Genomic DNA, 21,174 nt, shown 5'->3' with positions numbered 1-21,174 from the left:
GGGCTTGCATGCCCATACATTCGTGTGTATATATTTCACTCATGTCCAAGGTGCTCACGTCTCTGCCTGTCGGCGAACGCGTCGGGATCGCCTTCTCCGGCGGCCTCGACACATCGGTAGCGGTCGCATGGATGCGGGAGAAGGGGGCGGTGCCGTGCACCTACACCGCCGACATCGGCCAGTACGACGAGCCGGCCATCGCCTCGGTGCCCGGCCGCGCCACGGCGTACGGCGCTGAGCTCGCCCGCCTCGTCGACTGCCGGGCGGCCCTCGTGGAGGAAGGACTCGCGGCCCTGGCCTGCGGGGCGTTCCACATCAGGTCCGGCGGCCGCGTGTACTTCAACACCACCCCGCTCGGCCGGGCCGTCACGGGCACCCTGCTGGTGCGCGCCATGCTTCAGGACGGCGTGCAGATCTGGGGCGACGGCTCCACCTTCAAGGGCAACGACATCGAGCGGTTCTACCGCTACGGCCTGCTCGCCAACCCCTCCCTGCGGATCTACAAGCCGTGGCTGGACGCCGACTTCGTCAGCGAGCTCGGCGGGCGCAAGGAGATGTCGGAGTGGCTGCTGGCCCGCAGCCTGCCGTACCGGGACAGCGTCGAGAAGGCCTACTCCACCGACGCGAACATCTGGGGCGCGACCCACGAGGCCAAGTCGCTGGAGCACCTCGACACGGGCATCGAGATCGTCGAGCCGATCATGGGCGTGCGCTCCTGGGACCCCTCCGTCGAGATCGCCGCCGAAGAGGTCACGATCGGCTTCGAGCGCGGACGGCCGGTGACGATCAACGGCAAGGAGTTCGCCTCCGCCGTCGACCTGGTGCTGGAGGCCAACGCCGTCGGCGGCCGGCACGGGCTCGGCATGTCCGACCAGATCGAGAACCGCGTCATCGAGGCCAAGAGCCGCGGCATCTACGAGGCTCCGGGCATGGCGTTGCTGCACGCGGCCTACGAGCGGCTGGTCAACGCGATCCACAACGAGGACACCCTCGCCAGCTACCACAACGAGGGACGGCGGCTCGGCAGGCTGCTGTACGAGGGCCGCTGGCTGGACCCGCAGGCGCTGATGCTGCGCGAGTCGCTCCAGCGCTGGGTGGGGATGGCCGTCACCGGCGAGGTGACGCTGCGCCTGCGGCGCGGGGAGGACTACTCCGTCCTGGACACCTCCGGCCCGGCGTTCAGCTACCACCCGGACAAGCTCTCCATGGAGCGGACCCAGGACTCCGCCTTCGGGCCGGTCGACCGCATCGGGCAGCTGACCATGCGCAACCTCGACATCGCCGACTCCCGCGCCAAGCTCGAGCAGTACGCCGCCATGGGCATGGTCGGCAGCTCGCAGCCCGAGCTGATCGGTGCCGCGCAGGCGGCGTCGACCGGCCTGATCGGCGCGATGCCCGAGGGCGGGGCGGAGGCGATCGCCTCCCGCGGGGAGGTCGCCGGCGTCGAGGAACTGCTCGATCACGTCGCCATGGAGTCCGGCACCGACTGAGCCGGTCAGGCCGGCCGGGACAGCCGGGCCAGGGCGCGGGCGGACAGGCTGCCCGGCTCGGCCTGGGCCACGACCAAATGCTGGCCCGGGGCGCGGTCGACGCGGAGCGTCTCGTACTGGAGGGTCAGCTCGCCGACCACGCGGTGACGGTAACGGATCTGCGTATGGGTCCGGCGCTGCACGTCGTGCCGGGCCGCGACCTCTTCACCGCGGGTAAAGCGCACGCGGGCCTCAGGGGAGCGTCCAGGGGTCGTCCACCAGGCGCGGGCCGTGGTCGGTGCTGGCCAGGACGGGGGCACCGGTGCGGGCCCATTCGTTGAGGGCGATGCCGCCGCAGGGGGTCTCCAGCTGGCAGTCGACGTGGCCGGGGAGGGCGGCGAAGGCGGTCACCAGCCGGGCCGCGTCGGCCGGGGGGAATCTGCGGGGGGCGCGGATCAGCAGGTCCAGGTCGCTGCCGGGGTGGGTGGCCGGGCGGCCGGTGGCCAGCTCGAAGCCGACGCCGCCGATCGGGCCCCAGAGGGCGTCCTCCAGCTCGGCGGCCAGCTCGCGGGCGACGGCGGCGAGGATCAGGCCGAGCAGGGCGAAGCGGGGGCGGCGTCCCGTCAGGTGCTCGGGGGGCACGATGTGGGTGACCGCGTCCAGAGGAACCAGGGCGGCGAGCCGCTGCCCTGGTTCGGGGCCGCGTACGTCGATCGGGACGAAGCCGGAGGGATGCGGCGCCCGGCGGACGACGCCCCAGGGGCAGGTGGCGAGGGACGCGTGGGCCCAGCCGGGGAGACCGTCGCCGAGCACGGTGCTTCCGGCGAGCCGCAGCAGGTCGTGAGGACGGGCGGTCATCGCCGCCGGGCCCGGTCCCGGGTCAAAGCCGTCACCCGCCCGTGATGCCGCGAACGACGGCACGGTTAACCCAACCGGGGTTAGATCTTCGGCGGGGACCGCCTCACACGCGCCGGAGGAGCAGGGAGACGAAGCCGAGGACGCCCCGGTAGCCGCGCAGCCACAGGTCGCGGTGCTCCCTGGCCAGGGCGAGGGCCTGGTCGCCGTCCGGGCCAGGGTGGTCGGTGGCCCAGCGGTTCAGGGTGCCGGTCCAGGACCACTCGTAGTCGTCCCACTCGGGCAGGGTGCTGGTGTGGGCGTAGACGGTGAGCCAGCCCTTGGACTCGGCGGTGTCCACGGTGCCGGGGAGGTCGGAGTAGTCGCCGATGGTCTCGGTGAGCTCGGGGGTGGGGGGACGTTCCCAGAAGGCCTCCCCGACCAGAGCCAGGCCGCCGGGGCGGACGAAACCGGCGACGGCGTTCAGGGTGTCGCCGAGGTCGCCGAAGGCGTGGGTGGCGCCGAGGCAGAGGACCAGGTCGTACGGCTCGGGGGCGGAGAACTCCCCGGCGGGGGTCAGGTGGAGGGAGAGGCGGCCGGACAGGCCGCGGGCGGCGGCCCCCCGTCCGGCGGACGCCAGGGCGTGCGGGGAGATGTCCACGCCGTCCGCCGTGGCGGAGGGGACCAGCTCAAGGGCCCTGAGGGACCATTCGGCCTCGCCGCAGCCGAGGTCGAGGACGCGGGCGCCCTCCGGGAGCGCCGCGCGGCGCAGCAACCGGTCGAGGTTGGCCGGGGAGACCGGGGCGGCGATCGGGTGGTCGAGATGGGCGATGGCGCTGAGCTGTTGGCGATCCATGCCGACCATGCTGCCAAGGGGCGCAAGCCGTTTCTCAGCGGTGGTTCTCGCCGATCACGGAGAGCAGCCGGAGCTTGTCGTGGCTCTCGGTGCCGGGCGGCGCGGTGTAGACCACCAGCACCTGGGACTGGTCCGGGTCGATCAGGGTCTGGCAGTGCAGCTCCAGCAGGCCGAGCCGGGGGTGCCGCACACGCTTGGGCGGGCAGTACGGGCCCGTGACCGGGTGCTCGCGCCAGATGGCGGCGAACTCGGGGCTCGTGGCGAGCAGGGCGTCGACGATCGCCGCCACGCGGGGGTCCTCGCCGTCACGGGTGTACACCTTGTGGAGGTTGGCCGCGATCAGACGGCTGTGGGCGGCGTGGTCGTCCTCGGGGTAGATCAGGCGCGTGGCGGGGTCGGTGAACCAGCGGTAGTGCGGGCTGCGCGCCAGGCCCGTGTGCACGCTCTCGTCGCCGATCAGCGCCTTCGACAGGCGGGTCTGCCGCAGCGTCTCCCCGAGGTGGTTCACCACCTGGGCGGCGGCGTCCTCCAGCCCGTCGAAGATCCGCATCATGCCGGGGGTGACGTGGTCGGTACGCGGGACCCGCCGGGGGGTGACGTGGCCCGCCAGGCGGAACAGGTGGTCGCGTTCCTCCAGCGACAGGCGCAGGCCCCGGGCGAGGGCGGCGAGCATCTGCTCCGACGGGTGCGGGCCGCGTCGCTGCTCCAGCCTGCTGTAGTAGTCGACGGACATGTCGCAGAGGACGGCGACCTCCTCGCGCCGCAGGCCCCCGGTGCGCCGCCGCCCGCCGCGGGCGAGGCCGACGTCCTCGGGTTGCAGCGCCTCGCGGCGGCTGCGCAGGAAGTCGGCGAGCCGGGCCCTGTCCACCGCTGCGGTCTCCTCTCTTCGTCCTCCTCCAACAATCCCCAGGTCAGGGATGTTTCCACGATGCCTGAAGCGGTGCAGCGCATCCATGTTCCGCCGATACCAGGATCGGCGGCCCATGCATGAGCACGACATTCCTCCGGCCGTCCACCGGTGCCACGGTGGGCCGCATGAGCACGAGAACAGCTTCAGCGCACTGGATCGGCGGTGAGCCCGTCCCGGGATCCGCCGGCATGATCGATGTCATCGACCCGGCGACCGGCGAGGTCGCCGGCCGGGTACCGGAGGGCACCGCCGCGGATGTGGACCGGGCCGTCGCCGCCGCGACGGCGGCCTTCCCCGGGTGGGCCGCCACCTCCCCCGCCGAGCGCGCCGCGGTGGTCGGCCGCGTCGCCGAGGGCCTGAGCAAGCGGACCGAGGAGATCGCCACCACGATCACCGGCGAGATGGGCGCACCGATCACCCTGTCCCGGTGGGCGCAGGCGGCCTTCCCCGTCAAGGTGGCCGAGTCCTTCGCCGGGCTCGCCGAAGACTTCGCCTGGACGGAGGAGATCGGCGGCTCCCTGGTGGTGCGCGAGCCGATCGGCGTCGTCGGCGCCATCACCCCCTGGAACTTCCCCCTCCAGCAGGCCGTCTCGAAGGTGGCGCCCGCGCTGGTCGCCGGGGACACCGTCGTCCTCAAGCCGTCGGAGATCGCGCCGCTGACCGCGGGCATCCTCGCCGAGGTCGCCGCCGAGGCGGGCCTGCCGCCGGGCGTGTTCAACGTCGTGTACGGCACGGGCGCGGTCACCGGCGAGGCGATCTCGGCGCACCCGGGGATCGACATGGTGTCGTTCACCGGTTCCACCCGGGCGGGCAGGATGATCGCGGCCGCCGCGGCGAAGACCGTCAAGCGGGTCACGCTGGAACTCGGCGGCAAGTCCGCCAACGTGATCCTCGACGACGCCGACCTCGCCCAGGCCGTCGCGCTCGGGATGGGCAACGCCTTCGTCAACGGCGGGCAGGTGTGCGGCGCGTGGCCGCGGATGCTGGTCCCGGCGTCGCTGCACGACGAGATCGTGCGGATGGCCGTGGCCGCCGCGGAGGAGTACACGGTCGGCGACCCCACCGACGAGGCCACCCGCGTCGGCCCGATGTCATCCGAGGCGCACCGCCAGCGGGTCGACGGCTACATCCGGCGTGGCGTCGCCGACGGCGCCACCCTGGTGTACGGCGGCCCCGGCCGTCCGGACGGCCTGCCCTCGGGCGCGTACGTCCGGCCGACGATCTTCGCGAACGTCGACCCGGAGTCCGTGATCGCGCAGGAGGAGATCTTCGGCCCGGTCCTGACGATCATCCCCTACGCCGGCGACGACCACGCCGTGCGGATCGCCAACGGCACGATGTACGGCCTCACCGGCGCGGTGTTCGGCGGCCGGGAGCGAGCCCTCGGCGTCGCCCGCCGGCTGCGCACCGGGCAGGTCGACGTCAACGGCGCCCAGTGGAACCCGCTCGCGCCGTTCGGCGGCTACAAGCAGTCGGGCAACGGCCGGGAGTTCGGCCGCCAGGGTCTGGAGGAGTACCTCGAGACCAAGTCCATCCAGCGCTGACCGCGCGCTCAGGTGGCCGGTGACCTGAGCGCGGCGTCGAGCAGCAGGGCGGCGGCGGCGCGGGCCGTGGTGGCGGCCGAAGGATCGCGGTCCATGCGGGCGGACAGGCTCGCGCCGTCGTACAGCAGGTGGAGCTGGCGGGCCAGGCCCTCGGGGTCGGCCACGCCGGCCTCCCCCGCGAGCGTGGTGAACAGGGCGCGCACCCATGCCCGGTACTTCTCGGCGGCCTGGCGCGCGGAGCTGCCGAGGGCGGCCTCCGCGCTGGCCGTGACGAAGGCGCAGCCGTTGTACGTGGGCTCGGTGAACAGCTCACCCTGGGCGTCGAAGACGCCGAGCAGCCGCTCCCGGGGGGTGCGGAAGCGGGTCAGCGCCCGGGTGATCCGCTCGCCGGTGTTCGCCTGACGGGACTCCAGATAGGCGCGGACCAGCTCGTCCTTGCTGCCGAAGGTGTTGTAGAGCGATGCCTTGGCGACGCCCGCGTGCTCGATGATGCGGTCGATGCCGACGGTCTGCACGCCCTCCCGGTAGAAGAGCTCATTGGCGGCGGCCAGGATGCGTTCGCGGGCCGAAGGCTTGGCCGCGGTCCTGTTCGGCATGGCTCGACTCCTTCAGACAGATCTGTCTACTCTACTCCTCGGTGACGGCCACCCGGTCGGGGTAGAAGGCGACGTGACCGGCGATGTCGCGCACGGCGTCGTACGGGGTGCGGTAGGTCCACACGGCGTCGGTCAGCTCCCGGTCCGGCAGGGCCAGGTGGTAGTACGACGCCTCGCCCTTGAAGGGGCAGTAGGTCTCGGTCGTGCTGGGGCGCAGCAGGTCCGGGTCGACGTCGCCGAGCGGGATGTAGTGGACAGGCGGGTAGCTCGCCTCCCGCAGGACCAGCGCGGACGTGGTGTCGGCGACGACGGTGTCCCCGACGCGGGCGACGACGCGCGTCTTGCCCGGCTCGACGGTGATGGGGTGGTCGGGACCCGGTGTCAGCACCTGACGTGTCATGGTCGTGTTCCTTTCCCGATGAATGATGATCCGGCCCGGTCTTCGAACGTTACGTCAGGAACCGGCGGGGGCGGGCACGGGATCGGCCGCCCGCCGGGTGTACAGCAGCCCGGCCAGCGCGGCGGCGGCGAGCACGATGACGGCGAGCCCGTACTCGCGGGCCGTGCCGAGCAGGCCGCCGACGTGGACGACGAGCACCCCGGCGACCACCGCGGGCAGGCCCATGCCGAGGTAGGAGACGACGTAGAGCAGGGACAGCACCCCGGCGCGCTCGTGCGGCCTGGCCAGCGGCATCACGAGCCGGATGCCGCCCTGGAAACCGCTGCCGAAGCCGACGCCGGAGATCGCGCTGCCGGCGTAGAAGCCGACCGCCGAGCCCGCCTGGAGCGAGACCAGGGTGATGGCCACCCCGGTGACCAGGGCCAGGATCCCGGCGTACAGGACGGTCCGGGTGGGCGTGTCGCGCAGCAGCAGCACCGACAGCGCCGCGACGCCGGCGAGCACGAACAGGCCGAGCGCGCCGTAGACGGCCGGGTGCGAGTGGATCATGGTGCCGCTGAGCGCCGGGCCGAGCGAGCCGTAGAAACCGGCGAGGGACCACACCGCGAACAGCACGGGGGTGGCGATCAGGACGGGGCCGCGCAGGCGCCGGGGGAGCGTGATCCGCGGCACGAGGCTGTTCAGCGCCCCGGCCTCACGCGTGGACGTCTCACGCATCAGCAGCACGCCCACCGCCTGGACGCCGAACACGCCGAGCAGGAGCAGGTAGACGAGATGGGTGGGCGCGGGCGCGTACTGGACCAGCAGCGCCGAGGCGAGCGCGCCGGTCGCCGTGCCGAGGCCCGGGGCCACCGCGTTGGTGACCGTGCCGCGCGACCGGTCGACGTCCAGCATGCCCGCGCCGATCGCCCCCATGGCCGCGCCGGTCGACAGCCCCTGCACCACCCTGGCCACCAGCAGCGCGGCGACGCTTCCCGCGGAGGCGAACACGACCATCGCCACGGCCTGCACCGCGAGCGAGGCCAGCAGCACCGGCCGCCGGCCGAGGTGGTCGGACACCCTGCCGAACACCAGCAGCGCGCCGAGCACGGCCACCGCGTACACGCCGAACACGACGGTGGTGGTGATCGGGGTGAACCCCCACTCGGCCTGGTACACCGCGTACAACGGCGTCGGCGCGCTGGACGCGGCCAGCAGGGACACCGTGATGGAGGCGAGCAGCACCAGCGCCCCGGTGGATCCGGGCGCGGCCCGGTGCTTGGCCCGGGTGCCGGAGATCGTGGCGGTGCCGGACGTTGCGGTGGTCATGCTCACGGCTCCTCATAGACCAATCTGTCTAGTTCGGTTCAGAACCGTAGGACGGATGAGTGGGGCGTGTCAACTGCGATAAGCCGTGTCGACCATGTGATATGTGCTCTCACGTGGATCTATCTGATATTTAGATAGACCAGTCTGTCTGATAGATGGACCCGACCATGGGCCGCGGTGCCGCCACCACGGTCGGCGGAGAACGGTGCTGCCGCGCCACAGGTGATCGGGACCGGCGGGCGGCGCCGGTTATCGTGGTCCGGTGGCGGAACACACGGCGCCCCCGCGGCGGGGTACGCGCGCGGTCGCGCACGAGGCGGGCGTTTCCGGGGCCACCGTCGCGAACGTCCTCAACAGGCCCGGCATCGTGGCACCCGCGACCCACCTGATCGCCCTCGGGCACCACAGGATCGCCTTCCTGTGCTCGGCGCCCACGGTCGCCACCACCGTCAAGGAGCGGTACGCGGGCCTGCGCGACGCCGTCGCGGACGCCGGGCTGGACCCCGGCCGCGTTGTCGTGGAGGCCGAGATCGAGCCGCGCCGGCCGACGTACGACCTCGGTTACGCCGCCGCCGACCTGCTGCTCCACGAGTCCGGCCCCGGCCACCGGCACCGCGAGGTGCTCTTCGAGCCGTCCCTGGTGGTCCGCGACTCGACCCGCGCGGTCTGAACCCCATGGGGCAAGGGCGCCCCCGGCGCTGGTTCCTGCGGCTCGGCGCCGTCGCCGCGGCCGGCACGCTCGGCGCGGTGCTCCCCGCGGAGGCCGCGCACACCCCGGACGACTCCTTCGTCCGGCTGCGCCGCCGCTGGCGGGAGGTCACCGCGGGGGCGCCGTTCGACGCCGCGGCCGAGCCGTACCGCGGGAGGCTGGCGCGGCTCGGGCGGAAGGTGGCCCGGTTCCGGGACGCCATGGCGCCGGCGGACGGATCGCTCTGGCCCGACCTCGCGTTCCCGGCGTTCGCCGCCGTCCCGGCACGGCTGCTGACCATGGCCCGCGCCTACGTGCTCCCCGGGACGGGCCTGACCGGGGACCCGGGCCTCGCGGCGGCGGTGGCCGCGGGCGTCGACCACTACCGTCGGCAGGTGTACCCGGCGGGCGCGGCGCAGGAGGGCAACTGGTGGCACTGGCAGATCGGCGTGCCGAAGAAGCTCCTGGACGCGGCGGTGCTGATCGGGCCGCACCTGACCGCCGCGCAGACGGCCGGGCTGCGGGACGCGGTGGACCACTTCGTCCCGCCACGGCGCCTCGGCCGCTACGACGGCACCAGCACCGGGGCCAACCGGGTGGACCTGTGCCTGGTGACGCTGCTGCGCGCCATGCTCACGGGTGACCACGCCAGGGCCGCGCTGGCCGTCGCGGCGCTCGCCCCGGTCTTCCCTCTCACCGGCGACGGCGACGGGTTCTACCGGGACGGGTCCTTCATCCAGCACACCACCATCCCCTACCAGGGCGGCTACGGGGCGTCGCTGCTGGCCGGAGTGGCGACGCTGTTCGCGGTGCTGCGCGGCTCGCCGTGGGAGATCACCGACCGGCGGGTCCTCGCCACGGTGGAACGCTCGTTCGCCCCGTTCGTGCGCGACGGCTTCTGCATGGACCTGGTCCGGGGCCGGGGGATCGCCAGGGAGCCGTACGGCGACCATCGCCGAGGCCGGGAGATCGCCTCCTCGATCCTGCTGCTCGGCGAGACGGCCTCCGCCGCCGAGCGGGCCCGCTGGCACGGGATGGTCAAGGGGTGGGCGCTGCGGGACACCGTCCGCCCCATGCTCCAGGCCGCCGAAAGCGAGGACCTGGCGTTCCACGCCCGCCTCGCCGCCGTCCTGGCCGACGACGCCGTCCCCGCGGCGGCCGAGCCCCCAGGGCACCGGCTGTTCCCGATGAGCGCGCGCGCCGTGCACCGCCGGGCGGGGTGGTGCGCGGCGCTGAGCATGGCCTCCGACCGGGTCGGGTACTACGAGCACGGCAACGGGGAGAACCTCCGCGGCTGGCACACCGGCGCCGGGATGCTCTACTGGTGGGCCGCCGGGCACGGCGACCAGTACTCCGACTCCTTCTGGGCCACCGTCGACCCCTACCGCCTGCCGGGCACCACCGTCTCCACCCGGCGCCTGCCGGACGGCGCCGGCGGGGCGTGGGGCGACACCTGCCCACCGGCCCGGTGGGCGGGCGGCGCCACCGACGGCACGTACGCGACCGTCGGCCAGCATGTGTACGGCCTGGAGAGCACGATGGAGGCGTTCAAGTCCTGGGTCTTCCTGGACGACGCCGTGATCTGCCTCGGCGCCGGCATCACCTCCGGGGACGGGGTGCCGGTGGAGACCGTCGTGGACAACCGCAGGACCGGCGCCGCCCTCACCGTGGACGCCGCCGGGGCCTGGGCCCACCTGGAGGGGCACGGCGGCTACGTCCTGCCGGAGCGCCCCGCGCTGCGCACGGCGCGCGAGCCGCGGACCGGCGGCGCGGTGACCAGGAGCTACGTGACCCTCCTGCTGGACCACGGCACCGACCCCCGAGCGGCCGGCTACGTCTACCTGCTGCTGCCCGGCGCGACCGTGGAACGCACCCGGGCCCGCGCCGCCGACCCCGGCTGGGCGCGCGTGCTCGCCAACACCGCCCGCGCGCAGGGGATCCACGTCCCGTCGCTCGGGATCACCGCGGTCAACTTCTGGGACGCCGGGTCCGCCGGCGGCCTGACCGCCTCCGCCCCCTGCGCCGTGCTGGTCCGCGAGTTCCCGGACGGCACGGCCACCGTGACCGTCGCGGATCCCCGCCGCGACCTGGACGGGCTGACCGTGACGTGGGACCGCCCGGTGGCCGCGATCTCGCCCGCACGGCCCCCGCTCGCGGAGGCCGCGGGCGGCGCCGGGCTGAGGCTCACCTTCGGCCGGCTGGCGGACCAGGAGGGCGGGTCGGTCACCGTCGCGACGCGGCTCACCGTGTAACGGGTGCCAGCCGGGAAGATCGGCGAGCGCGGATGTCCCGCCGCCGGCGGCGCGGGCCCGGTAGGCGGCGACGTTGGCGCGGTACTCGTAGGAGTGCCGGGCCAGCACCTTCGCGGCCGTCGCTGCTACGTTCTAAGACGACCGGTCATTTTGAGAGGATGGAAACACATGAACGAGTTGCTGGAGCAGGTCGTCGCGGCGTACGGCGGTCTCGACCGCTGGGAGAAGCTCACCTCCGTGCGTGCCCGGGTGCGCGCCGGTGGCCTGCTGTGGCCCATGAAGCGGCAGATGGGCGTGCTGGACGACGTGATCACCCGCATCGACCCGCACCGGCAGTTCACCACCACCGAGCCGTTCGGGGAGCCGGGGCTGCGCGGCTCCTTCACCCCGGACCGCGTCGCCGTCGAGACCGACGCGGGTGAGATGGTCGAGGAGCGGTTCCACCCGCGTGCCGCGTACGCCGGTCACCGCCTCGACACGCCGTGGGACCGCCTCCACGTGGCGTACTTCAACGGGTACGCGATGTGGACGTACCTGACCGAGCCGTTCTCGCTCGCCGGGCCGGGGTTCGAGGTGACCGAGCTGGAGCCCTGGCAGGAGGACGGCGAGACCTGGCGGCGGCTCCGGGTGGTCTTCCCCGGCGACGTCGACACCCATTCCAAGGAGAACGTCTACTACGTCGACGCCGGCCTGCGGATCAGGCGGCACGACTACGTCGCCGAGGTGGCAGGCACGGACGCCACCGGGGCGGCCCACTACGCCTCGGACTTCCAGGAGTCCGGCGGCTTCCTCGTGCCGGCCCGGCGCCGCGTCCACCCGGTCGGCCCCGGCGGCCGTCCGATGCTGGACACGGTGCTCGTGTCCATCGACCTCTCCGACATCAGGTTCGAGTGACCGGCGGGGCGGCCCGCCGCGCGGTCACGGCGAGGGGCAGGGCACGCCGAGCTGGCTGAGCATCTCCAGCTGGTCGTAGTAGACGCGCTGGCTGGAGATCAGGCCGTCCTCCATGGTGCGGACGTCGCAGCCGCGGACGGCCACCCGGCGCCCGGTCGGCGGGACGATCTCGCCGCTGGGCAGCAGGAACGGCCCGGTGTGGGTGCTGGTGACGATCCACTCCAGCACCACCAGGTCGCCGCAGACGGCCCCGCCGTGCGGCGTCACCACGAGGTCCGGGAACCCCTCGTGGTACAGCGCGAAGAAGGACGCGATCTCCGCGCGCCCCTCGGCGATCCCGCCCGGGCACACGTACGTGGCCTGCGGGGCGAAGTACGTCGCCGCCCTCTCGAAGTCCGCCGCGTTGAACGCGGTGATCAGCTCGTCCGTCATTTTCTGCTCGTCGAACACCCTGTGGTCCCTCGAATCGTCACCGCTACGGCCTCGTGCCGCCGGTCAGGCCCGCCACGCGGGTATGCCCAGCGAGATCTGGCGGGTCGGCGGGCGCGCGACCGGGTCCATCAGCGGCACTCGCAGCACGAACCGGGCGCCGCGCGGCGAGTCCTCGATGCGCAGGGTGCCCTCGTGGGCGTGGGCGATGTCCCGGGAGATGGCCAGGCCGAGCCCGCTGCCGCCGGGCTCGCGGCGCCGCCCGTCGTCCAGGCGCACGAAGCGTTCGAAGACCCGCTCCCGGTCGGCCGGGGCGACGCCCGCGCCGTCGTCGGTCACGGTGACCACGGCGTACTCGCCCGCCCGCTCGGCGGTCACCTCGATCCGGCCGTCGGCGTGCCGCCGGGCGTTGGCCAGCAGGTTGTCGACGACGCGGATCAGCTGGATCCGGTTCCCCTGGACGACCAGGTCGCGTGCGGCGCGGATGTGGATCCGCGGGCCACCCGTCTGGGCGGCCACCTCGTCCCTGACCAGGGCGCCGAGGTCCACCGACTCCTGCGCCGTGGGGTCGCCGGCCCGCAGCCGGGCCAGCACCAGCAGGTCGTCGACGATCGTCTCCAGCCGCTCGGTGACCAGCAGCGCCTCCCGGATGGTCTGCCGCGGGTCGACCTCGGTGGGGTACAGCACGGCCTCCTCCAGCCGGGTGCGCAGGCCGGTCAGCGGCGTCCGGAGCTCGTGCGAGGTGGTGGAGGCGAACCGGCGCTGCTGCTTCACGGCCTCCTCCAGCCGGGCCAGGGTCTGGTTGGCGGTGCAGGCGAGGAGTGCGTACTCGTTGCGGCCGGGCGGCTGGGGGACCCGCATGCTCAGGTCGCTCACCGTGATCTCGGCCATGGTCTTGCGGATGCCCTCCACGGCGCGCATGCTGCGGCCGCTTATCCACCAGTTCCCCCAGGCGATCAGACCGGTGGTCAGCAGCACCCCGGCGGCGGTGAGGGATTCCAGCAGGTGCGTGGCCAGCAGGGCGGGCTGGACCATCCCGGCGTAGATGAAGTGGGGATCTCCCCGCCAGATCTCACGGGTCTCCAGCGGCGCGAGGCGGATGGCGGCGAGCATGAGGCACCGGCCGTGCGGGGGACACGAGACGGTGTCCAGGATCCGGTTGTCGGGCGACGGTCGCACCGTGCCGATCGCCGGGCGGCCGGCCGCCGCGGGGCTGGCCAGCACCACCCGGCCGTGGGAGTCGACGAGCTGCAGCAGGTCGATGCGGCCCTTCACGACGGGCGGCGGGGTGCTGCCCGGCTGGAAGCTGCCGATCCAGTTGGTGGCCGCCCGCTGCGCCTCCTGGTAGACGGCGGCCTCGCTGCGGTCCAGGGCCAGGAAGTCGAGGCTCGCGCCGATCACGGCGAGGAAGACCAGGGACAGCATGGTCACTGCCAGCGTGGTCCGAGCCCTCAGCGAATCAGGCAGAAGTGACATCCGCCTCCTCCCCAAGGCGACTCCTCTGATTGACAAAAGCCCAGGTCAGGTCACTATCGACCGTATCCGCAGGTTTGGCGTACCTGCAATCGGGAGCCCATCCCCGCGCCAAAAGCGCGCCAGGGTATTGCCGGTCCGTGGACGAAGCTTTGCCTGGTGCGGCTCAAGACGGGTCCGGGCCCTCGCGCGGGTGCGCGAAGGCCCGGAGACGGGGATGGGGGATCAGGCGGTGCCGGTGCAGGTTATCGACGACGGGGTGGCGGTCTGCCCGTTGCCGTTGGCCGTGAAGCCGAAGTTGGTCGTCCCGTTGGCCGCGAGGTTGCCGTTGTAGCTCGCGTTGGCGACCGAGACGTTGCTGCCGCTACCGCTGTTGGTGCCGTTCCACACCTGGGTGACGGTCTGCCCGCTGGGGAACGTCCACTGCACCCGCCATCCGCGGATGGCGGCGCTGCCGTTGGTCACCGTGACCTCGCCCTGGAAGCCGCCCGACCACGAGTTGGTGATCCGGAGCGCGGCGGCGCAGCCACGGCCGCCGGTCGGGGTCACGGTCGGAGTGACGGTCGGCGTCACCGTCGGCGTCACGGTGGGAGTGACGGTCGGCGTGCGCGTCGGGGTCTGGGTGGGGGTGACGGTGGGCTGCGGGGCGGCGATGGCCAGGTCGTAGGCGCGCTGCGGCACGAACGATCCGGCGGCGCCGATGCAGCCGTCCGACTCACCCGGAGGCTTCACCCACAGGTAGGCGGCGATCGCCGAGTCGCCGGTCTGGTCGGTGCTCCAGATGCCGGTGGCGCGGCCCGACGGGTCGCACCACTCGCTGCCGAGCGGTCCGTTGCCGTTGCGGCTGGTGTCGATGACGGCCTTCAGCCGGGAGATGCCGGTCGCCGAGATGACGCTCTTGGCGTACGACACCAGGCCGGAGGTGGACCGGTAGTTGGAGGTGTTCACGGCGATGCCGTCGGCGCTGTTGGCGATGTCCGCGCCGTTCAGGCGGCCCGCGGCGTCGGAGGCGCCGACCCACGCGTCATGGCCGATGTCGAAGTACACCTTGACCTGCGACGACGTGGCGCGGAACTTCTTGCCCGCGTACGCCATCGAGGCCTTGACCTCGTTCTGCTGGGAGGCGTTCATGCAGTTCGGCATGATGGCCAGGGCGTCGGGCTCCAGGATGATCGTCGCCGGCCGCCCGCCGAGGCCGAGCGCCACCTGGTCGATCCAGGCGCGGTACGCCGAGTGGTCGGGGGCGCCGCCCGCGCTGGCGCCGCCGCAGTCGCGGTTCGGCATCTCGTAGACGACCATGATCGGGATCTTGCCGGCCGCAGCCGCCGCGCCGACGTAGGAGTCCACCTGAGCGCGCACGGCAGTGGGGTTGTAGCTGGCGAACCAGCGGCCCTGCGGGACGGCGGCGACCCTGTCCCTGATCACGGCGGTGCGGCTGTCGCCGGGGTTGGCGGCCACCCAGCGGGCCGCGCTCGTGTTCGGGTCGACGTAGAAAGCGGAGTCGGCGGCCAGGGCGGCGGAGGAGGTGAAGATGGCCGCCCCCGCCACAGCCGTGGCGGCCGCGGTGGTGATGGCGGCCACCAAGGTCCTACTGCGAGACATGAATACTCCGTCCGGGGGGTAGGTGGGAGCGCTCCCACTACTCCGGATGGTAGGTAGCCATCACCCGGTCTCAGAAGGCCGGTCGTAACACGACTCGTGCCAGAACCTTATCTCCGCAGGCGGGAAGAGAATAGACCTCCTGGCTCAGGTGAAAATTTCAGCACATATTCCACGGAGTAGGTGTGATTCTCGATCACCGGACATTCCGAACACCGCTCGGAAAGTGAGCTTTCCTTGTCACGCGAAGCCTCGGTCCCTAGAATCTCGGCGGGCGGGCTCTCGCGCCCAACCTCCTTCAGCGGGCACCCACGCGGCCCGCCCTTCGCGGAGGCAAAGGGGACATAAGCGCCTCGGGAGCACCTGCGGTCACCGGCATGCCGACCACGTCGCGGCAGACCGACCGGCAGGCGTGGGCTGGGTCGGCCGATGCCGCGAGCGGAGTCGACCATGACCGGAAAGAAGCAACTCAAGGCCCGGGTCCGGGCACGGATGGCCAAGACGGGCGAGAGCTACACCGCCGCCCTGCGCCACGTCGCCGGCCGCCCCTCGGCGGGGGCCGACGGCACCTGGACCTTTCACGGCGGGCGCCACCCGAACTCCTCCACGATCACCGGCGTGCTCGCCAACCAGGGCGTCGCGATCAGCGAGCCGATGGTCTTCCTGGCCGGAGGCGGCATCGGGGCCGGCTACATCCTTTGGGAGTTCAAGCACAACGACGCCCGCCACCTGGTGCTCGGGTTCCGCAACCAGTGGCAGTACCCCGACCGCTGGACGGCCAAGACCCTGGCCCGGCTCGGCGTCGGCGTCGAGACGCACAGGACGTCCGGGGCCAAGGGCGCGGCCACCCGGCTCACCCAGGAACTGGACGCCGGCCGCCCGTGCGTCGTGCTGCCCGACCAGTACCACGCCGGGTACTGGCACCTGCCCCCGCACATGGACGGCCACGGCGGCCACCCGGTGATCGTCTACCGGCGGGACGAGACGCACGTGTTCGTGGACGACCGCGGCCGGGCCCCGATCCGCGTGCCGCGCGAGCGCATGGACGCGGCACGCGCCCGCGTGTCCTCGTACAAGAACGTCATGCACGTCCTGCGGCCCGCCGAGATCGGCCCCGAGCGGCTGGCCGAGGCGGCGCTCGCCGGCCTGCGCGACTGCGCCGAGCACCTGAGCGCCTCCTCCGACTCCTTCTCGCTGCCCGCGTGGCGCAAGTGGTCGCGCATGCTGACCGACCGGCGGGGCGCCAAGGGCTGGCCGAACGTCTTCGCCGACGGCCGCGGGCTCGCCGGGGCGCTGCTGTCGATGTGGGAGGCCGTCGAGCCGGTCGGCACGGACGGCGGCAACCTGCGCGACCTGTTCGCCGACGCCCTCGACGAGGCGAGCACGCCGACCGGCCTCCCGCTCGGCGGCGTGGCCGCGGACTTCCGGCACACCCACGCCCTCTGGCACGACCTCGCCGAGGCCGCGTTCCCCACCGAGGTGCCGGAGTTCGCCCGGATGCGCGAGCTGACCGCCGCCCTGCGGGAGTCGGTGGCCGAGGATGGCGCCGCGAGCGCCGCCGACGCCGAGGAGCTCTGGGAACTGCGGGCCGCGGTGGACCACAAGCCGCCGGTCGACGACCCCGGCGCGCTCTTCGCCGCCCTCGCCACCCGCCTGGCGGAGATCTGGGAGGCGGAGACCGCGGCGATCGCCCGATTGCGGGACCTGGTCGCCGAATGATCCGCTGAGAATCTTTTGACGAAGGCCGGTGACGTCCGGCGTCCTGTCGTGGAGGGCGCCGGACGTATTGGTGTAGCATTCCCGCGGAAGTGGGAAATGAGCGTGCCGCGATCTTATCCTGATGATATCGAGGCCACCGGATGCCGGATCTCGTCCTGGTCAACAGCCCGATCCATGATTATTCCAGATATCCCCGGTACACCTCGTCCTATTCCACGCCCGTCGGCCTTCTGTACGTCGCCACCGCGGCCCGGGAGGCCGGCTTCGACGTCACGGTGCTCGACGCCGAGGAAAAGCAGCTCACCCCCGCCGAGATAGCCGGGCGGATCAACGCGGAAAGCCCCCGCACGGTGGGGTTCAACGTGTTCTCCATCAACTTCTCGATCGTCGAGACGATAACCGCGATGATCGATCGGGAGATCACCGTCGTCGCGGGCGGCCCGCACGTCTCCACCATGCGCCCCGCGCATTTCTCCTCCCGGCTGCGCCGCGTGGACGTCCTGGTGCGCAACGACGGCGAGGAGAAAATCGTCGAGATCCTGAAAGGCGCGCACCCGGTGACCGTTCCCGGCGTGTACTTCCGCGACGCGCTCGGAGCCATCGTCGTCACCGGTGAGGCCACCCCGCTGGATCTCGACGAGCTACCCGTACCCGACCGGAGCTTCCTGGCCACCGAGCCCTACCTCCGCGACGACCGCCGCTGGATGGACATCTCCATCAGCCGTGGCTGCGTCTTCACCTGCAAGTTCTGCGCCGGCAGCTGCAAGAGCAACGGCACCGTCTACCGCCGCCGCTCCACCCCCTCCATCCGCCGCGAACTGCGCGACCTGATCCCCCGCCACCGCCTCGGCGGCATCCAGATCGTCGACGACCTCCCCTTCAACGGCCACGCCGACCTGGAGGAGTTCCTCGACCTCGTCGACCGCGAGCACCCGCACCTCCAGTGGGAGGTCAACTTCCCCCTGCAGTTCCTCCGCTCCCTGTCCCCTGACCAGATCACCCGTATGGCCCGCTCCGGAATCACCCGCCTGTCCTTCGGCATAGAGTCCGGTTCCTTCACCCGCCGCCGCACCATGGGAAAACTGGCCAAGGACGACGACCTGTTCCGCCTCACCACCCAGCTGTCCGGCGCCGGAATATCGGTAAAGGGCTACTTCATCATCGGTTTCCCCGGCGAGTCCCGCGAAGAGATGCACCTCACCGTCGACCTGGCCGAACGATTACACGCCACCACCGCCGACTCCGCCGCCCACATGTTCCGCCCAAGACTCTTCATGTACAAGCCGATGCCCGGCTCCGCCCTCTGGACCACCCTCCTCACCGAAGGCCACTCCGAGGAGGACATGCTCTCCTACGCCGACTTCCACGTGGACGCCGATTATTTCAAAAAACACGCCTGGGGCACCGCCGCGAAATATTCCCAAGTAGATCCAGCGGAGATCCAATCAATGATCAACGCCTTCTACGCCACCATCGGCGACCCATCGGCTTGACATGAGCCCGACCCGCGAGCCTTCCAGGACCAAACCGGTCACCTACCTGATGCATGCCCGGCCCCGCCTGATGTTCCACCTCGGGCACGTGAAGATGCTCAACGTCCTGTACCGCATACTGCTCGACGGTCACAGCGTCGTGCTCCTGCTGATCCCCTACGACGAACACGAGCGGCGCAACCGCACCATCCGCACCAGGCTGGAAGAGGAGATCGAGCTCACCAAGGGCTTCTACCGGAACTACCTTGGCTTCGCCAAGCCACGCTTGAAGATCGTCAGCACCCCCGAGCTCGACCTGCCTCAGTCCAGGCTGCGCGAGATCCAGTCGCGATACTCCCGGCTCTACGACCAAGGCTCGCCCGGCGTCAAAAAGCTGATCGAGCAGCAGAACCGCGCGTGGGCGTCGCCGAACATCCTCTTCGTGCCCAAATGCCTGGCCGCCATCGAGCAGGTGGCGCCCGACCACCTGATCTGCGGCAAAAAGCACCAGCTGATCGCGCAGTGCTTCGACGAGGTGCTGCGGGACATGGGGCACGTCATTCCGTTCACCTCGTTCGACGACTTCCCCGACCTGTTCATGGAGTCGGGCATGGACCGCATGGACAGCGTGCACAGCTACATCGACGTCAACGACAACGACGACTTCGTGCTGCACAAGCTCTCCCTGCTGCGCGACATGCCGGGGCAGAAGAGCGCATGGCTGCAGGCGTTCCAGAGCGAGATCCTCGACGGCGCGCCGGAGCGGGTCAAGAACGGCATCAGCCGGGTTCACCGCTCGGAGGCCGAGAAGGAGATCGCGCTCACGAAGCTGCTCGCCAACGTCAGGGCGCTCATCCCGTACGCCCTGGACGACGGCGAGAGCGACGTGCAGATCGTGTGGGGTGGGAACCTCGCGGCCACGTTCACCGAACCGGTGCGGCAGCAGATGGAACGGATCGCCCGCAAGTTGTTCCAGGGCAACGACTCCACTTACGTGTCGCTGCACAGGGTATTCCGGGCGGGAAAGTCCGGGGCCACGGTGCTGGAGGTGCGCGAGCACGAGAGCCCGGGCGAGTTCCGGGTGTCCAACGTGTCCGTGCTGAAGATCGGCCCGGAACACGAGCTCAAGGCCGAAAAGGACAATTTCGACAGGTTCGTGAAACCACGCGGCACCGCAGCCTTCATGACCATAAAACGCGGCGGGGTGGCCGCGGACGGACTGGCAGGCATCCTTTATCAGGACGCGCAACACCATCTCGGTATGCGCCTGCAGGACACGATCGGCAACATCTCCAGCCTTTTTCAGCCGGTGCATTACGATTACGACGAGGTGCACGCACGGCTCTCCCGCCTGCTTTCGTCCCACCTGCACGAGGTGCTGTACAAACACGGCCGCCCGGTGGACGCCGGCAGCATCCGCCGCTACGCCAACGAATTCCTGCCTGCCGAATACCGCGTCCAGGTCACCCATTACAGCGACGGCGATTCCACCATCCATTACCGGTCGGGCGGGGCGTCCGACCGGCACCTGCGCGCCGAGGTGCGCATCGCGGAGGTCGACCTGCGCCGGCGGATCCTGCGGGCCTACACCATCCCCGAGCACCACAAAGTCGACGTCGAACTCGCCGGCGACGACGAGGTGCTCCTGAACGAGGTGATGCCCGGCCGCACCCTGCACCTGGACGGCCGCCTGCTCGCGGTGCGCGACGACTTCTACGACGCGCTGCTGGCCAGGCTCAACGTGGCCAGGGAGGGCAGCAGGATGGCGATCGACCGGCAGGTGCTGGCTGATCCGGTGCGGCGGATCGAGGAGTTCCTCGAGCGTGAGCACCATTCGTTCACCGTCTCCCCGATTCACGGGGACCTGCACGCGGGCAACGTGTTGTTCGGTGGCGAGGGGTTCGGCATCATCGACTACTGCAAGATGCGCGAGCGGTTCCCCGCGCTGTACGACGTCGCCTATCTCTTCGCGGACCTTAAATCTCGTTTCGTCGCCAACAGGTTCGGCCTGCCCGCGCTGGTGCGACTGGAGGAGGCCATTGTGCACGGTCGCGGCAGGTTCGGCAGGGATCGCAGGTCGATACTGGAGATATCTCTGTTCGAATATGATTCACTTCCCGCCGAGATCAAGCTTCTGGGTTCCTCGGAACTCTTTTACTCGTTGCTCGGAATCATTCTGCTCGGCCGCCTGAAGTTCGATCTCCCCGAGGTGGAGAAAAGAGTAGGGTTGGCGCTCGCTCACTACGCGTTTGAGAGGGTTCGATGACCAGGTCTGTGTTCGTCTGCTATGCATTGGAGGGCGAGCATCTCGCCCAGTTACGGACGCGGCTGGAACTCATCACCCTCGGGGCCTTGGACGCTGGCGCGACGACATACGCCCACATTCGTGACGAGCAGAACTGGAACACCGAGGGTGCGTCCGTCAAACGGGTCCTGGCCGCCGCTTTCAAGCGCATCACCCTGGCCGACGCCGTCCTGCTCGACCTGACCACCAGCGCGGGTTCCAAGCGGGTGGGGCTGAACATCGAGGCAGGCTACGCGAAGGCGCTGGGCAAGCCCATACTGGCGCTGTGGCACGTGTCCGAGCGGCCGAACATGACGGCCGACCTCGCGGACTTCGAGCGCTCCTACGACGATCTCACCGACCTGCGCCTGGCGACGTGCCGGCTTCTGTCGGAGCTGGGGGACGCGTCCGCCGGCTGGGACGGGCGGTCCACCTCGGTGAGCTGAG

General features: G+C 71.2%; 19 protein-coding genes. 9 read left to right on the top strand and 10 right to left on the bottom strand.

Going from position 1 to position 21,174, the window contains the following annotated elements:
• The first annotated feature begins 41 nt into the window (after nucleotides 1-41).
• Nucleotides 42-1,490, top strand: a complete 1,449-nt coding sequence (gene argG, locus ACFP1K_RS19935; RefSeq protein ID WP_380755413.1) for an argininosuccinate synthase — start codon at nucleotides 42-44, stop codon at nucleotides 1,488-1,490.
• A gap of 5 nt (nucleotides 1,491-1,495) precedes the next feature.
• Here the strand turns inward: argG and ACFP1K_RS19930 are convergent, their stop codons facing one another.
• The 4 genes from ACFP1K_RS19930 to ACFP1K_RS19915 all read right to left on the bottom strand — a co-directional run bounded on the left by ACFP1K_RS19930 (nucleotide 1,496) and on the right by ACFP1K_RS19915 (nucleotide 4,027).
• Entirely contained in the window at nucleotides 1,496-1,714 is a 219-nt protein-coding gene (locus ACFP1K_RS19930) for an MmyB family transcriptional regulator (RefSeq protein WP_380755411.1), read from the bottom strand.
• A gap of 7 nt (nucleotides 1,715-1,721) precedes the next feature.
• Nucleotides 1,722-2,327, bottom strand: a complete 606-nt coding sequence (locus ACFP1K_RS19925; protein WP_380755409.1) for a malonate decarboxylase holo-ACP synthase — start codon at nucleotides 2,325-2,327, stop codon at nucleotides 1,722-1,724.
• A 103-nt stretch (nucleotides 2,328-2,430) separates the two neighbouring features.
• Nucleotides 2,431-3,159 (bottom strand): SAM-dependent methyltransferase, encoded by a 729-nt coding sequence (locus ACFP1K_RS19920; RefSeq protein WP_380755407.1) that lies wholly within the window; start codon nucleotides 3,157-3,159, stop codon nucleotides 2,431-2,433.
• Nucleotides 3,160-3,193: 34 nt separating this feature from the next.
• The gene (locus ACFP1K_RS19915; RefSeq protein ID WP_380755405.1) at nucleotides 3,194-4,027 is read right to left on the bottom strand and encodes a helix-turn-helix transcriptional regulator; all 834 of its coding nucleotides are present in this window, start codon (nucleotides 4,025-4,027) and stop codon (nucleotides 3,194-3,196) included.
• A gap of 167 nt (nucleotides 4,028-4,194) precedes the next feature.
• Here ACFP1K_RS19915 and ACFP1K_RS19910 point away from each other — a divergent pair, with 167 nt between their 5' ends.
• Entirely contained in the window at nucleotides 4,195-5,613 is a 1,419-nt protein-coding gene (locus tag ACFP1K_RS19910) for an aldehyde dehydrogenase family protein (protein ID WP_380755403.1), read from the top strand.
• 8 nt (nucleotides 5,614-5,621) lie between these two features.
• Here the strand turns inward: ACFP1K_RS19910 and ACFP1K_RS19905 are convergent, their stop codons facing one another.
• From ACFP1K_RS19905 to ACFP1K_RS19895, 3 genes are read right to left on the bottom strand one after another with little or no spacing between them, the layout of a single operon-like run.
• On the bottom strand, nucleotides 5,622-6,209 hold the full coding sequence (locus ACFP1K_RS19905; RefSeq protein ID WP_380755401.1) for a TetR/AcrR family transcriptional regulator: 588 nt from the start codon (nucleotides 6,207-6,209) through the stop codon (nucleotides 5,622-5,624).
• A 31-nt stretch (nucleotides 6,210-6,240) separates the two neighbouring features.
• Nucleotides 6,241-6,609 carry a DUF427 domain-containing protein gene (locus ACFP1K_RS19900; protein ID WP_380755399.1) on the bottom strand — a complete coding sequence of 123 codons (369 nt, stop codon included), beginning with the start codon at nucleotides 6,607-6,609 and terminating at the stop codon, nucleotides 6,241-6,243.
• A 54-nt stretch (nucleotides 6,610-6,663) separates the two neighbouring features.
• On the bottom strand, nucleotides 6,664-7,917 hold the full coding sequence (locus tag ACFP1K_RS19895; RefSeq protein ID WP_380755397.1) for an MFS transporter: 1,254 nt from the start codon (nucleotides 7,915-7,917) through the stop codon (nucleotides 6,664-6,666).
• A gap of 262 nt (nucleotides 7,918-8,179) precedes the next feature.
• Between ACFP1K_RS19895 and ACFP1K_RS19890 the strand changes: the two genes are divergently transcribed.
• The 3 genes from ACFP1K_RS19890 (at nucleotide 8,180) to ACFP1K_RS19880 (ending at nucleotide 11,751) form a co-directional block, all read left to right on the top strand.
• Nucleotides 8,180-8,587 carry a hypothetical protein gene (locus tag ACFP1K_RS19890; protein ID WP_380755395.1) on the top strand — a complete coding sequence of 136 codons (408 nt, stop codon included), beginning with the start codon at nucleotides 8,180-8,182 and terminating at the stop codon, nucleotides 8,585-8,587.
• Nucleotides 8,588-8,592: 5 nt separating this feature from the next.
• Nucleotides 8,593-10,857, top strand: coding sequence for a polysaccharide lyase 8 family protein (locus tag ACFP1K_RS19885; protein WP_380755393.1), 2,265 nt, complete (start codon nucleotides 8,593-8,595; stop codon nucleotides 10,855-10,857).
• A gap of 168 nt (nucleotides 10,858-11,025) precedes the next feature.
• Nucleotides 11,026-11,751 carry a hypothetical protein gene (locus ACFP1K_RS19880; protein ID WP_380755391.1) on the top strand — a complete coding sequence of 242 codons (726 nt, stop codon included), beginning with the start codon at nucleotides 11,026-11,028 and terminating at the stop codon, nucleotides 11,749-11,751.
• Between the two features lie 24 nt (nucleotides 11,752-11,775).
• Here ACFP1K_RS19880 and ACFP1K_RS19875 read toward each other — a convergent pair whose 3' ends face one another.
• The 3 genes from ACFP1K_RS19875 to ACFP1K_RS19865 form a co-directional block, all read right to left on the bottom strand.
• Nucleotides 11,776-12,183, bottom strand: coding sequence for an ester cyclase (locus ACFP1K_RS19875; RefSeq protein ID WP_380755389.1), 408 nt, complete (start codon nucleotides 12,181-12,183; stop codon nucleotides 11,776-11,778).
• 63 nt (nucleotides 12,184-12,246) lie between these two features.
• The gene (locus tag ACFP1K_RS19870; protein WP_380755387.1) at nucleotides 12,247-13,656 is read right to left on the bottom strand and encodes a sensor histidine kinase; all 1,410 of its coding nucleotides are present in this window, start codon (nucleotides 13,654-13,656) and stop codon (nucleotides 12,247-12,249) included.
• Between the two features lie 222 nt (nucleotides 13,657-13,878).
• A complete protein-coding gene (locus ACFP1K_RS19865) occupies nucleotides 13,879-15,255 on the bottom strand; it encodes a glycoside hydrolase family 6 protein (RefSeq protein WP_380755385.1) in 1,377 nt (458 codons plus the stop codon).
• Nucleotides 15,256-15,702: 447 nt separating this feature from the next.
• Here ACFP1K_RS19865 and ACFP1K_RS19860 point away from each other — a divergent pair, with 447 nt between their 5' ends.
• The 4 genes from ACFP1K_RS19860 (at nucleotide 15,703) to ACFP1K_RS19845 (ending at nucleotide 21,173) form a co-directional block, all read left to right on the top strand.
• Nucleotides 15,703-16,971 carry a BtrH N-terminal domain-containing protein gene (locus tag ACFP1K_RS19860; RefSeq protein ID WP_380755383.1) on the top strand — a complete coding sequence of 423 codons (1,269 nt, stop codon included), beginning with the start codon at nucleotides 15,703-15,705 and terminating at the stop codon, nucleotides 16,969-16,971.
• Nucleotides 16,972-17,111: 140 nt separating this feature from the next.
• Nucleotides 17,112-18,464: a B12-binding domain-containing radical SAM protein gene (locus ACFP1K_RS19855; protein ID WP_380755381.1), complete on the top strand. Its 1,353-nt coding sequence runs from the start codon at nucleotides 17,112-17,114 to the stop codon at nucleotides 18,462-18,464.
• Between the two features lies 1 nt (nucleotide 18,465).
• A complete protein-coding gene (locus tag ACFP1K_RS19850; RefSeq protein ID WP_380755379.1) occupies nucleotides 18,466-20,709 on the top strand; it encodes a phosphotransferase in 2,244 nt (747 codons plus the stop codon).
• Nucleotides 20,706-21,173, top strand: a complete 468-nt coding sequence (locus ACFP1K_RS19845) for a hypothetical protein (protein ID WP_380755377.1) — start codon at nucleotides 20,706-20,708, stop codon at nucleotides 21,171-21,173. The genes ACFP1K_RS19850 and ACFP1K_RS19845 overlap by 4 nt, the downstream gene beginning before the upstream one ends.
• The last annotated feature ends 1 nt before the right edge of the window (nucleotide 21,174 follow it).

The sequence above is a fragment of the Sphaerisporangium aureirubrum genome (assembly GCF_042658925.1).
GTDB classification, from domain to species: domain Bacteria; phylum Actinomycetota; class Actinomycetes; order Streptosporangiales; family Streptosporangiaceae; genus Sphaerisporangium; species Sphaerisporangium aureirubrum.
This window is presented reverse-complemented; position numbering and strand designations above follow the sequence as displayed.

What these genes read in the sequence shown, in the direction of transcription:
- argG (WP_380755413.1), top strand. Translation starts at nt 42, where the DNA reads ATGTCCAAGGTGCTCACGTCTCTGCCTGTCGGCGAACGCGTCGGGATC.
- ACFP1K_RS19925 (WP_380755409.1), bottom strand. Translation starts at nt 2,327, where the DNA reads ATGACCGCCCGTCCTCACGACCTGCTGCGGCTCGCCGGAAGCACCGTG.
- ACFP1K_RS19920 (WP_380755407.1), bottom strand. Translation starts at nt 3,159, where the DNA reads ATGGATCGCCAACAGCTCAGCGCCATCGCCCATCTCGACCACCCGATC.
- ACFP1K_RS19910 (WP_380755403.1), top strand. Translation starts at nt 4,195, where the DNA reads ATGAGCACGAGAACAGCTTCAGCGCACTGGATCGGCGGTGAGCCCGTC.
- ACFP1K_RS19905 (WP_380755401.1), bottom strand. Translation starts at nt 6,209, where the DNA reads ATGCCGAACAGGACCGCGGCCAAGCCTTCGGCCCGCGAACGCATCCTG.
- ACFP1K_RS19900 (WP_380755399.1), bottom strand. Translation starts at nt 6,609, where the DNA reads ATGACACGTCAGGTGCTGACACCGGGTCCCGACCACCCCATCACCGTC.
- ACFP1K_RS19895 (WP_380755397.1), bottom strand. Translation starts at nt 7,917, where the DNA reads ATGACCACCGCAACGTCCGGCACCGCCACGATCTCCGGCACCCGGGCC.
- ACFP1K_RS19885 (WP_380755393.1), top strand. Translation starts at nt 8,593, where the DNA reads ATGGGGCAAGGGCGCCCCCGGCGCTGGTTCCTGCGGCTCGGCGCCGTC.
- ACFP1K_RS19880 (WP_380755391.1), top strand. Translation starts at nt 11,026, where the DNA reads ATGAACGAGTTGCTGGAGCAGGTCGTCGCGGCGTACGGCGGTCTCGAC.
- ACFP1K_RS19875 (WP_380755389.1), bottom strand. Translation starts at nt 12,183, where the DNA reads ATGACGGACGAGCTGATCACCGCGTTCAACGCGGCGGACTTCGAGAGG.
- ACFP1K_RS19870 (WP_380755387.1), bottom strand. Translation starts at nt 13,656, where the DNA reads ATGTCACTTCTGCCTGATTCGCTGAGGGCTCGGACCACGCTGGCAGTG.
- ACFP1K_RS19865 (WP_380755385.1), bottom strand. Translation starts at nt 15,255, where the DNA reads ATGTCTCGCAGTAGGACCTTGGTGGCCGCCATCACCACCGCGGCCGCC.
- ACFP1K_RS19860 (WP_380755383.1), top strand. Translation starts at nt 15,703, where the DNA reads ATGACCGGAAAGAAGCAACTCAAGGCCCGGGTCCGGGCACGGATGGCC.
- ACFP1K_RS19855 (WP_380755381.1), top strand. Translation starts at nt 17,112, where the DNA reads ATGCCGGATCTCGTCCTGGTCAACAGCCCGATCCATGATTATTCCAGA.
- ACFP1K_RS19850 (WP_380755379.1), top strand. Translation starts at nt 18,466, where the DNA reads ATGAGCCCGACCCGCGAGCCTTCCAGGACCAAACCGGTCACCTACCTG.
- ACFP1K_RS19845 (WP_380755377.1), top strand. Translation starts at nt 20,706, where the DNA reads ATGACCAGGTCTGTGTTCGTCTGCTATGCATTGGAGGGCGAGCATCTC.